The organism is Actinoplanes sp. NBRC 103695 (assembly GCF_030269485.1).
Taxonomy (GTDB): Bacteria; Actinomycetota; Actinomycetes; order Mycobacteriales; family Micromonosporaceae; genus Actinoplanes.
The window spans coordinates 93,502-93,988 of sequence record NZ_BSTL01000035.1 but is presented as its reverse complement, the minus strand read 5'-3'; positions in this window follow the sequence as shown (position 1 = coordinate 93,988).

Genomic DNA, 487 nt, shown 5'->3' with positions numbered 1-487 from the left:
ACGCGACCGCGTCAGCCCGGAACTCGGGCGGATAATGCTTGTTCACCATGATCTTCCAGGACTCCAGATCTCCCAGGACCATCAAGATCCCCGGCTCAAGTGTCCAAGATCAAGGGGCAAGGCCCGCGGGGTGCTGCTCACGGGTATTGCCGCCACTCGCGGCTCCGGGCCGGGAACGCAGTGGTAGAACCCACCGAGAGTGGTAGCCGGGCACGAAAGCGGTAGCTCAGCGCGGAATCCGGGCCTGGCAGAGAGGGGACGGCCAGCCACCGACCGTCGCGGTCCCGCCTTCGCGCGGACAGTGGTAGGTCCAGACGCCATCCAGAACCTCCAGACCGCTCCCGACTACCACCAGCGCGGACCGTGGTAGCGCAGGACGGTATTCGGGCCGGGATACCGCCAGGTCCTACCACTTGCGGCTGGATCTACCACTCGCGCCGGGATCTACCACTGCGTTCCACGCCGGAGCCGTGAGTGGCGGTAGCGG